An 11,371-nucleotide genomic window follows, 5' to 3' on the forward strand; every position below is an offset into this window, starting at 1 on the left:
CACTGGAGGAGGTCCTGGCCGAGTTCACCGGGCGCCCGCGTGCGCTGCTGTTCAGTAATGGCTACATGGCCAATCTGGGGGCGGTCACGGCCCTGGTCGGGCAGGGCGATACGGTGCTCGAAGACCGTCTCAATCACGCCTCGTTGCTGGATGCCGGTTTGCTCAGCGGCGCGCGCTTCAACCGCTATTTGCACAACGACGCGGCCAGCCTGGCCAAGCGTCTGGAGAAAGCCTGCGGCAACACTTTGGTGGTCACCGACGGCGTGTTCAGCATGGACGGCGATGTGGCCGACTTGCCGAGCCTGGCCCGTGAGGCCAAGGCCAAAGGCGCCTGGCTGATGGTCGACGATGCCCACGGCTTTGGCCCGCTGGGTGCGCAGGGCGGCGGGATTGCCGAGCATTTTGGCTTGGGCGTGGACGACGTGCCGGTGCTGGTGGGCACGCTGGGCAAAGCCTTCGGCACCAGCGGTGCGTTTGTGGCGGGCAGCGAAGAGCTGATCGAGAGCTTGATCCAGTTCGCCCGGCCTTATATCTACACCACCAGCCAGCCGCCCGCGCTGGCCTGCGCCACCCTCAAAAGCCTTGAGCTGTTGCGCAGCGAGCACTGGCGTCGTGAGCACCTGAACACCCTGATTAGCCAGTTCCGCAGGGGCGCCGAGCAGATCGGTTTGCAGTTGATGGACAGCTTTACGCCGATCCAGCCGATCGTGATTGGCGACAGTGGCCGGGCGTTGCGTTTGTCAGCGATGTTGCGTGAGCGCGGTTTGCTGGTGACCGCGATCCGCCCGCCGACGGTACCGGCGGGCAGTGCGCGGTTGCGCGTGACCTTGTCGGCGGCCCACACAGAGGCTCAGGTGCAGCTATTGTTAAGCGCACTGGATGACTGTTGGCGAAAGCTGGAGCCCGACCATGCGTGATCGTCTGATTTTGCTGCCCGGCTGGGGCTTGGGGATTTCCCCGCTGGAACCGTTGGCCGCAGCCTTGCGTGGCCTGGATGAGCATTTGCGGGTTGAGGTCGAACCGCTGCCGGTGCTGGAGTCAGCACAACTGGACGACTGGCTCGACGAGCTGGACGCCAACCTGCCCGACAACGCCTGGCTGGGCGGCTGGTCCCTGGGCGGGATGCTCGCCAGTGAGTTGGCAGCTCGCCGTGGCGATCGCTGCTGCGGGTTGATCACTTTGGCCAGTAACCCGAGTTTTGTTAGCCGTGAGGACTGGCCAACGGCGATGCCTAACGCCACCTTCGAGGCGTTTTTATCAGGCTTCGCTGAAGCGCCGCACAGCACCTTCAAGCGCTTTGCTCTGCTGTGTAGCCAAGGCGCGGCAGACCCGCGCGCCATGACGCAATTGCTCTTGGGCGCAGCCCCCAAAGTGCAGCCGGAACCCTTGTTGGCCGGGCTGGAACTGCTGGGCCAACTGGATGTGCGCCCGGCACTGCAAGCCTTCAACGGGCCGCAACTGCACCTGTTTGCCGGGACCGACGGGCTGGTGCCGGTGGCGGCTGCCGAGGCGTTGCTGGCGCTGTTGCCCGATGTCGAAGTGGGTCTGATTGAACAGGCCTGTCATGCCTTTTTACTGGAAGCGCCCCACGAGCTGGCGGCCGCGATTCAGGCTTTTTTACATGAGCTGGACGATGACTGATCTCAGTGTTGCAACGTGTGCAGGCCACCTGCCGGACAAGCGCCAGGTGGCGGTGTCGTTTTCGCGTGCGGCGGCCAGTTACGACAGCGTGGCCGAGCTGCAACGTGACGTCGGGCATGCGTTGCTGGCGCGTTTACCGGCTGGTCTGGCGCCGCAGCGCTGGCTGGATCTGGGCAGCGGCACGGGCTATTTCAGCCGGGCCCTGGCGCAGAAATTTCCTCACAGTGAAGGGCTGGCGCTGGACATCGCCCAGGGCATGCTGGCGTTCGCCCGGCCCTTGGGCGGCGCCGCGCATTTTATCGCCGGGGATGCCGAAAGCTTGCCGTTGCAAGCCGACAGTTGCGACCTGATATTTTCCAGCCTGGCGTTGCAGTGGTGCGGTGATTTTGCGCGGGTGCTCAGCGAAGCCCATCGAGTGCTCAAACCCGGTGGCGTCATGGCCTTTGCCAGTTTGTGCGTGGGCACGTTAAGTGAGCTGCGTGACAGTTGGCGGGCCGTGGACGGGCAAGTCCATGTGAACCGTTTTCGTGAGTTTGCCGCCTATCAGCAGCTGTGCGCAGACAGCTCGATGCGCGTGCTCAACTTGCAGAGTCAGCCCCATGTGCTGCACTACGCGCAGGTGCGTCAACTGACCCATGAATTGAAAGCATTGGGTGCGCATAATCTGAACCCGGGTCGCCCTGAAGGGTTGACCGGCAGAGCGCGGCTGCAGGCTTTGGTTAGCGCTTATGAGCAATTTCGTCAGCCACAAGGGCTACCGGCAACTTATCAGGTGGTCTACGGCATCCTGGAGAAAACGCGATGAGCCCAGCGTACTTCATTACGGGAACCGACACTGATGTCGGCAAAACCACGATTGCCGCCGGTTTGTTGTATGCCGCGCGCGAAGCCGGATTGAGCACCGTGGCTGGCAAACCGGTGGCCTCGGGCTGTGAGATCACCCCGCAAGGGCTGCGCAATGCCGATGCGCTGGCATTGATGGCCGAGAGTTCTGTGACGTTGACCTATGACGAGGTCAATCCGGTGGCCTTTGAGCCGCCCATCGCCCCGCACATTGCGGCGCGTGAAGCTGGCCAGGTGGTCAATGTACAAACCCTGCTGGCGCCCATGCGCCATGTGCTGGCCCAGCAGGCCGACTTCACCTTGATTGAAGGGGCGGGAGGCTGGCGAGTCCCGCTGTCGGGGCAAGACAGTTTGTCGGACCTGGCGCAGGCCCTCGACTTGCCGGTGATTCTGGTGGTCGGCGTGCGCCTGGGGTGCATCAGCCATGCCTTGTTGACCGCCGAAGCCATCGCCCGCGACGGCCTGCAACTGGCCGGTTGGGTGGCCAATATCATTGGCCCGAAAACGGCGCGCCTTGAAGAAAACCTCGCCACCCTGGCCGAGCGCCTGCCGGCCCCTTGCCTGGGCCGTGTGCCCAAACTCAAAACGGCCTCGGCGCAAGCGGTGGCTGAACACTTGCAGCTGGACCTGCTGGACTGAGCCCTAAACTACGGGCTTGCCTTGCGATCTTTTAAATATCAAAAGATCGCGAGGCGAGCTCGCTCCTACAGGATTCAATGCCCCTTCCTTCTCTGAGATCTGTTCGTACCAAGACGAACGGAGGCTTCGCGCTGCTTGACAACAAATGGGCGTAAACGTATGTTTCAAACACCTGTTTGACCGCAATAACAAATCTACGCGGTTGTTCATCCCCGGATTCATCAGCAGAGGTTTATCGCTATGCCTGATTACAAGGCCCCCTTGCGTGATATTCGCTTCGTTCGTGACGAACTGCTCGGTTACGAAGCGCACTATCAGAGCCTGCCGGCTTGCCAGGACGCTACGCCAGATATGGTTGACGCCATTCTTGAAGAAGGCGCCAAGTTTTGTGAGCAGGTGCTGGCACCGCTGAACCGCGTGGGTGACATCGAAGGCTGCACCTGGAGTGAATCCGGTGTTAAAACGCCGACGGGCTTTAAAGAAGCCTACAAACAATTCGTTGAAGGCGGCTGGCCAAGCCTGGCCCATGACGTCGACCACGGCGGCCAAGGCCTGCCAGAGTCCCTGGGCCTGGCGGTGAGTGAAATGGTCGGTGCGGCCAACTGGTCGTGGGGCATGTACCCGGGCCTGTCGCACGGCGCGATGAACACCATCTCCGAGCACGGCACCCCAGAGCAGCAAAACACCTACCTGACCAAGCTGGTAACCGGCGAGTGGACCGGCACCATGTGCCTGACCGAATCGCATTGCGGTACCGACCTGGGCCTGCTGCGCACCAAGGCTGAACCTCAGGCTGATGGTTCGTACAAGATTTCCGGCACCAAGATCTTTATCTCGGCCGGTGAACACGACATGGCCGACAACATCGTCCACATCGTACTGGCCCGCCTGCCGGATGCACCGACTGGCACCAAAGGTATCTCGCTGTTCATCGTGCCCAAGTTCAAGGCTAACGCCGACGGCACCCTGGGTGAGCGCAACGCCGTGTCCTGTGGCTCGCTTGAGCACAAAATGGGCATCCACGGTAACGCCACCTGCGTGATGAACTTTGACGGCGCCACCGGCTTCTTGATCGGCCCGCCGAACAAAGGCCTGAACTGCATGTTCACCTTCATGAATACCGCACGTCTGGGCACTGCACTGCAAGGTCTGTCCCACGCTGAAATCGCCTTCCAGGGCGGCTTGAAATATGCCCGTGACCGCCTGCAAATGCGTTCGCTGACAGGCCCTAAAGCCCCTGAAAAAGCGGCTGACCCGATCATCGTTCACCCGGACGTGCGTCGCATGCTGCTGACCACCAAGGCGTTTGCTGAAGGCAACCGCGCCATGGTGTATTTCACCGCCAAGCAAGTCGACATCGTGAAATACGGCGTTGATGAAGAAGAGAAGAAAAAAGCCGACGCGCTGCTGGCGTTCATGACGCCGATTGCTAAAGCGTTCATGACCGAAGTGGGCTTCGAAGCCGCCAACCACGGCGTGCAAATCTACGGCGGCCACGGCTTTATCGCTGAGTGGGGCATGGAGCAGAACGTTCGCGACAGCCGCATTTCGATGCTGTACGAAGGCACCACCGGCATCCAGGCACTCGACCTGCTGGGCCGTAAAGTGCTGATGACTCAAGGCGAAGCGCTCAAGGGCTTCACCAAGATCGTCCACAAGTTCTGCCAGAACAACGAAGGCAACGAAGCGGTTAAAGAGTTCGTCGCGCCGTTGGCTGCACTGAACAAAGAGTGGGGCGAGCTGACCATGAAGGTCGGTATGGCGGCCATGAAAGACCGTGAAGAAGTGGGTGCGGCCTCGGTCGACTACCTGATGTATTCCGGTTATGCGTGCCTGGCGTACTTCTGGGCTGACATGGCGCGTCTGGCGGCTGCAAAACTGGCCGAGGGCACTTCTGAAGAAGCCTTCTATAAAGCCAAGCTGCAGACTGCGCGCTTCTACTTCCAGCGCATCCTGCCGCGTACCCGCACACACGTTGCGGCCATGTTGTCGGGTGCTGCCAACCTGATGGACATGAAAGAAGAAGACTTCGATCTGGGCTACTAAGCCCCGGTGAGTCACCTTGAAAAGCCGCTTCTCCTTCGGGAAAGCGGCTTTTTTGGTTTTCCCCTGTAGGAGCGAGCTTGCCTCGCGATCTTTTAAAGATCAAAAGATCGCGAGGCAAGCTCGCTCCTACAAAATAGTGACCAGATTATAAATATCAGTCACTGCTTGACCCTATGTATCGCTCACGTCGTTAAGCTAGACTGCGTCCCACATTAATCGTCGTTTACAGATTACGAGGTTTGCCATGGCTGATTACAAAGCGCCGCTGCGTGATATGCGCTTCGTCCTCAATGAAGTGTTCGAAGTTGCGGCTCTCTGGGCGCAATTGCCTGCATTGGCCGAGTCCGTTGATGCTGAAACGGTCGAAGCCATTCTCGAAGAAGCCGGCAAGGTGACCGCCAAGAGCGTCGCCCCGTTGAGCCGCGACGCTGACGAGGAAGGCTGCCACTGGAATGACTCCGTGGTGACCACACCGGCCGGTTTTGTCGATGCCTATAAAACCTACGCCGAAGGCGGTTGGGTGGGCGTGGGTGGCAACCCCGATTTCGGCGGCATGGGCATGCCCAAGGCGGTATCGGCCCAGGTCGAAGAAATGATCAACTCCTCCAGCCTGGCCTTTGGCCTGTACCCGATGCTCACCTCTGGCGCCTGCGTGTCGATCAACGCCCACGCCAGCGAAGAACTCAAAGCCACGTACCTGCCCAATATGTACTCGGGCGAGTGGGCCGGTTCCATGTGCTTGACCGAGCCGCACGCCGGGACCGACCTGGGGATGATTCGCACCAAGGCCGAGCCGCAAGCTGACGGTTCGTTCAAGGTCAGCGGGACCAAGATTTTTATCACCGGTGGCGAACACGACCTCACCGAAAACATCATTCATTTAGTACTGGCCAAGCTGCCGGACGCACCGGCGGGGCCTAAAGGCATTTCGCTGTTCCTGGTGCCCAAGGTGCTGGTCAACGCCGATGGCAGCCTGGGTGAGCGTAACCCGGTGTTCTGCGGCTCGATCGAACACAAGATGGGCATCAAGGCGTCGTCGACCTGCGTGATGAACTTCGATGAAGCCGTGGGTTATCTGGTGGGTGAACCTAACCGTGGCCTGGCGGCGATGTTCACCATGATGAACTACGAGCGTCTGGGCGTGGGTATCCAGGGCCTGGCCTCGGGCGAGCGCTCGTACCAGAACGCCGTGGAATATGCCCGTGACCGCCTGCAAGGGCGCGCGGCAACCGGCGCACAGGCCAAAGACAAAGCGGCAGACCCGATCATCGTGCACGCGGACGTGCGCCGCATGCTGCTGACCATGAAGGCGTCCAACGAAGGCGGCCGTGCGTTCTCGACTTACGTGGCCAATCAGTTGGACATTGCCAAGTTCAGCGAAGACCCGACCGCCCGCGCTCGCGCTGATGGTTTGGTGGCGTTGCTGACGCCGGTGGCCAAGGCCTTCTTGACCGACCTTGGGCTGGAGACCACGGTGCACGGCCAGCAAGTGTTTGGCGGCCATGGCTACATTCGCGAGTGGGGCCAAGAGCAACTGGTGCGCGATGTACGCATTACGCAGATCTACGAAGGCACCAACGGCATTCAGGCGCTGGACCTGATGGGGCGCAAGATCGTCGGCAATCGCGGCGCTGACTACCGCGTGTTTGCTGACGAGATCCGCCAGTTCATCGCGCAGGCCCCGGCTGACCTGAACGAGTTCACCCAACCGTTGGCCGCTGCGCTGGACAACCTTGATCAGTTGACCGCCTGGGTACTGGACCGCGCACAACACAACCCGAATGAAATCGGCGCGGCGTCGGTGGAGTACCTGCATGTGTTTGGCTACACCGCGTATGCCTACATGTGGGCGCTGATGGCCCGTGCGGCGCAGGGTAAAGAGGCGGATGACGCGTTCTACGCCAGCAAGCTGGGCACTGCACGCTTTTATTTCGCGCGTTTATTGCCGCGTATTCATTCGTTGAGTACTTCGGTCAAGGCGGGCAGTGAGTCGCTGTATTTGCTCGATGAGGCCCTGTTTTAAGGTGTTTAGTCATTTGTAAGCTTTTGCTTACATTACGTACTGCCAATCGCCCATATCGCGAAATTGGATCCATGGGTAATCTTGGTTTCAAGGACGTAGAGCAGGAAGCTCAAAGCAACAACACGGACACGTAGGATTCCGCCAGGATGGTGGAGCGAAAAGGATGTCAGGGAAACAGTCTGCAAAACCCCGCTTAGGCGGGGTTTTCTTTTTTGTGCGCCTGAAATTCCGATTTCTTGTAGTCGCTGCCGAGGCACGAGGCTGCGATGGGCGTTGCGCCGCTCTCAAGAAAACGGGTTGCTCCGCAACCCTTCGCAGCCTTCGGCAGCGACTACGAATGAATCACGTCTTCAAGCAGGCTGCGCAATAGCCCCAGCGTGGCTTGCTGGCGCTGGACGTCGCGGCACACCAGGCCGACCTTCAGCGGCACGCGAGGCTCGCTCAGGGGCTTCCAGAGCAGCGCCTGATGGTCATTCTCATGGCGCGAGCGCCCCGGCAGCACGGTCGCCAACTTGGTGTGCAGCAAGCTGTCGAGTATCCCGGCCATGGTGTTCAACTCGGCCTGCACCTGCGGGCGACGGCCCAGGCTGGCCAGTTGGTTTTGCCAGATCTGGCGCACCTGAAACTCTTCCCCGAGCAACAACATCGGCAACTCGGCGGCCTGTGCCAGTGACACTTTCTTGAATTCACGCAGCGGGTGATCCGCCGGGATGACCAGTTGCAGTTCATCTTCGTATAGCGGCGTGCCATGCAACCCCGGCTGGCGCGGCGGCAGGTAACTGATGCCGATGTCGAGTGAGCCATTGAGCAGGCGCCGCTCGATTTCCATGCCGGTCAATTCGTAAATCTGTACCACCAGATGCGGCTGTGCCTGGCGCACGCGCTCGAGCATTTGCGGCACCAGGCTGGTGTGCACGGTTTGCAGCACGCCAATGGCAATGGTGCGCAGTGCATGGCCCTGAAAGTTGCTCAACGCTTCACGCGCACGCTGCAAACCGTCGAGCAGCGGCAACGCGTGGTTGTACAGCGTGTGGGCGGCCAGGGTGGGCAGCAGGCGTTTGCTGCTCCGTTCGAAGAGGGTCACGTCGAGGTTGTGTTCGAGCTGGCGGATCTGCTGTGACAGCGCCGGTTGCGAGATCGACAGACGCTCGGCAGCGCGGCCCACATGGCCTTCTTCGTACACCGCGACGAAATAACGCAGTTGCTTGAAATCCATAAGTAATACTTATCGAAAATGCTTAAAAAACGAAATAGCTCAAAGGCTTGTGGGCGCCTAGTCTACGCCCGTTCCACTGGGGCTATCGAGCTAAAACGCGCGATAAACCGTACCGGTGGCGCGCTTATTTACATAGGCAAGGCTAAAAACCCGCCAGAGGTTTTAGCGCCCGGGCCGTGCCGGGGCGGTTGCAAATCGAATCTGCTTATGAACACAAGGCCTGCGTGCATGAACCTGTTTAACTTGCGTCGCCCCCAAGCCCATCTTGCTCAACCCGTGGCGGAGCCTGCCCCCGCGCATGAGAGCACCCCCGAAGCCCGCTTTTGCCTGATGCCCAGCGTAGACCGCCCGGCGCAGGTGTTTGTGCGTGGCCAGGGTTCTTGGATGTGGGACAGCGACAGCCGTGCGTACCTCGATTTCACCCAGGGGGGTGCCGTGAACAGCCTGGGCCACAGCCCGTCGGTGCTGGTCAAGGCCATGACGGAACAAGCCCAGTCATTGATGAACCCCGGCGCAGGCTTTTATAACCGCGCCATGCTGACCCTGGCCGAGCGCTTGTGCCAGAGCACGGGCAGCGATCAGGTGCACTTTTTAAACACCGGGGCCGAGGCCAACGAAGGCGCGATCAAGCTGGCGCGCAAGTGGGGCCAACTGCACCGCAACGGCGCCCACCGGATCATCACCGCAACGCGCAGCTGCCACGGTCGTAGCTTCGGCGCGATGTCGGCCTCGGGCAGCGGCACCTTCGACAACCGCTTTGAGCCGCAACTGCCGGGCTTTATCAACGTACCGTTTAACGACTTGCCTGCACTGCATGCGGCGGTGGATGCACAGACCGTGGCCATCATGCTGGAGCCGGTGCAGAGCGATGCGGGGGTCATTCCGGCGACCGAGCATTACCTCAAGGGCGTCGAGCGCCTGTGCCGCGAGCTGGGTATTTTGCTGATTCTGGATGAAGTCCAGACCGGCATGGGCCGCTGCGGGTCGTTGCTGGCAGAGCAGAACTACGGCGTGCGCGCCGACATCGTCACCCTGGGCAAAGGCCTGGGTGGCGGCGTGCCGTTGGCCGCATTGTTGGCCCGTGGCAAAGCTTGTTGCCTGGAGCCCGGCGAGCTGGGCGGCACCCACCACGGCAACGCGTTGATGACCGCAGCCGGTGTGGCGGTGCTCGACACGATTCTGGAAAAAGATTTTCTGGCGCAAGTGCGCGACGCGGGTCAGTACCTGCGCGAAGGGCTGGGGCGACTGGCCAATAGTTATGCACAGGGTGAATTGCGCGGTCAGGGTTTGTTTTGGGGCCTGACCTTGTCGGATGACTCGGCCGAGGACGTGGTTAAAGCTGCGCTGTACGAAGGGCTGTTGATCACCGCCCCGCAGCCCAATTGCCTGCGCTTTACCCCGGCGTTGTGCGTCAGCAAAGGCAACATCGACGAGATGTTGCTGCGTCTGGCCCGGGCCTTTGCCCGCGTACGTACGGCGCAGTTGCACTGCCGTCGTGCGGTTGCGACGTAACGCCTTTTAAAGAACCGTCTCGCGGTATAACGCGTCGCCCTGTGCCTGTTTCGTTCGGCGCGGGGCGTTTTTTTTTCTGTGGATAAGTCTGCGCTGAACCTTTTGTCGGGCCTGTGAGTCGATTAAGGGTAAGGGCCGTGTGAGCCCGTTAAGGACTGGGAGCCTAGCGTATGGAATTTCTGAAGATCATCATTGCCATTTTGCTGCCGCCATTGGGCGTGTTCATGCAGGTGGGGTTTGGCGGGGCATTCTGGTTGAACATCTTGCTGACCCTGTGCGGCTACATCCCGGGGATGGTGCACGCGGTGTACATCATCGCCAAGCGTTCGAATTGACCCGCCGTCTGTAGGAGCGAGCTTGTCTCGCGAGCTTTTAAGATCAAAAGATCGCGAGGCGAGCTCGCTCCTACAGGGATTTTGGGGTTCAGGGGTTTAGCAATTCGCTGTAGAACTGCCATTCGTGCTCGAGCGCGTGGGCCTGGTTGCTGGCTTTGCGAAAGCCGTGGCGTTCTTGTGGGTAGTAATACGCTTTGGCCGGGATGCCGTTGTCTTCCAGGGCCTTGAGCATGTCGCGGGTTTGCTGTGGCACGACCACGGCGTCCAGTTCACCTTGAAAGAAGATCACCGGCACGCGGATTTGCCCGGCGTGCAGCAACGGTGTGCGCGCCGCATAACGCTCGGCATCGCGCACAGGGTCGCCGATCAGCCAGTCGAGGTAGTCGCCTTCAAACTTGTGGGTGCTGCGCGTCAGGGCAATCGGGTCGCTGACGCCATACAGGCTGGCACCGCCACGAAATACATCTTTGAACGCCAGCGCACACAGGGTGGTGTAGCCGCCCGCGCTGCCGCCCCGAATAAAGGCTTTTTCGCCATCAATCAGCCCTTGCCCGGCCAGGTAGCTGACCACCGCGCAGGCATCTTCAACGTCCACTTCGCCCCATTTCAGGTGTAAGGCTTGCCGATAGTCGCGGCCATAGCCGGTGCTGCCCCGGTAGTTGAGGTCGGCCACGGCAAAGCCGCGCTGGGTCCAGTACTGAATACGCGGGTCGAGCATCGGGTAGCAGGCGGATGTCGGGCCGCCGTGCACGAAAACCACCAAGGGCGGTTTAACCTCGCCGTGCATCGCCGGGTAGAAGAAGCCGTGGGCTTCGCCGTTGCCGGACGGGTAGCGCAAGGTCTGCGGGCGGCTGATTTGTTCGGCGGGCAAGGGCGCTACGCCACCGGCCAGCACGCGGGTTTGTTTGTCGCTGCGGCGAATGCGCAGGATCGCCGACGGGCTGACGGGGGAGGCGGCGATGCAATAGAGGTAGGCATCATCCAGCGCCAGGCAGCGAAACCGGCTGTAGTCGCCGGTGAAGTCTTCGACGCTGCCGTCAGCCGCGTGAATGCCCAAGCGTCCGAAACCGGCTTCGGTCCAGGTCGCCAAGTAGCTTTGTTCGCCCAGCGGCAGCC

General features: G+C 60.8%; 10 protein-coding genes. 8 read left to right on the forward strand and 2 right to left on the reverse strand.

The genetic code is table 11. From position 1 onward, the window contains the following. From GHO41_RS26690 to GHO41_RS26715, 6 genes are all read left to right on the forward strand, one after another. On the forward strand, positions 1-917 hold a 917-nt coding region (locus tag GHO41_RS26690), incomplete at its 5' end, for an 8-amino-7-oxononanoate synthase (RefSeq protein WP_153435102.1). Continuing rightward, on the forward strand, positions 910-1,641 hold the full coding sequence (locus GHO41_RS26695; protein ID WP_153435103.1) for an alpha/beta fold hydrolase: 732 nt from the start codon (positions 910-912) through the stop codon (positions 1,639-1,641). The genes GHO41_RS26690 and GHO41_RS26695, both read left to right, overlap by 8 nt. Next, positions 1,634-2,446 (forward strand): malonyl-ACP O-methyltransferase BioC, encoded by an 813-nt coding sequence (gene bioC, locus GHO41_RS26700; protein WP_153435104.1) that lies wholly within the window; start codon positions 1,634-1,636, stop codon positions 2,444-2,446. The genes GHO41_RS26695 and bioC overlap by 8 nt, the downstream gene beginning before the upstream one ends. Then, entirely contained in the window at positions 2,443-3,123 is a 681-nt protein-coding gene (gene bioD, locus GHO41_RS26705; RefSeq protein WP_153356989.1) for a dethiobiotin synthase, read from the forward strand. The genes bioC and bioD overlap by 4 nt, the downstream gene beginning before the upstream one ends. Before the next feature lie 240 nt (positions 3,124-3,363). Continuing rightward, positions 3,364-5,169, forward strand: coding sequence for a phenylacyl-CoA dehydrogenase (locus GHO41_RS26710; protein ID WP_153435105.1), 1,806 nt, complete (start codon positions 3,364-3,366; stop codon positions 5,167-5,169). 244 nt (positions 5,170-5,413) lie between these two features. After that, positions 5,414-7,192: an acyl-CoA dehydrogenase C-terminal domain-containing protein gene (locus GHO41_RS26715; RefSeq protein ID WP_153435106.1), complete on the forward strand. Its 1,779-nt coding sequence runs from the start codon at positions 5,414-5,416 to the stop codon at positions 7,190-7,192. A gap of 331 nt (positions 7,193-7,523) precedes the next feature. On the opposite strand, the gene GHO41_RS26720 is transcribed toward GHO41_RS26715, so the two are convergent. Then, entirely contained in the window at positions 7,524-8,408 is an 885-nt protein-coding gene (locus GHO41_RS26720; protein ID WP_048372276.1) for a LysR family transcriptional regulator, read from the reverse strand. A gap of 228 nt (positions 8,409-8,636) precedes the next feature. Between GHO41_RS26720 and GHO41_RS26725 the strand changes: the two genes are divergently transcribed. Continuing rightward, positions 8,637-9,920: an aspartate aminotransferase family protein gene (locus GHO41_RS26725; protein ID WP_153435107.1), complete on the forward strand. Its 1,284-nt coding sequence runs from the start codon at positions 8,637-8,639 to the stop codon at positions 9,918-9,920. A 170-nt stretch (positions 9,921-10,090) separates the two neighbouring features. Further along, positions 10,091-10,255, forward strand: coding sequence for a YqaE/Pmp3 family membrane protein (locus GHO41_RS26730; protein ID WP_048372272.1), 165 nt, complete (start codon positions 10,091-10,093; stop codon positions 10,253-10,255). Positions 10,256-10,343: 88 nt separating this feature from the next. Here the strand turns inward: GHO41_RS26730 and GHO41_RS26735 are convergent. Then, positions 10,344-11,371 (reverse strand): S9 family peptidase (locus GHO41_RS26735; protein WP_153435108.1); only part of this gene is annotated, 1,028 nt, incomplete at its 5' end.

This window comes from Pseudomonas sp. FSL R10-0399 (genome assembly GCF_009600165.1).
GTDB classification, from domain to species: domain Bacteria; phylum Pseudomonadota; class Gammaproteobacteria; order Pseudomonadales; family Pseudomonadaceae; genus Aquipseudomonas; species Aquipseudomonas helleri.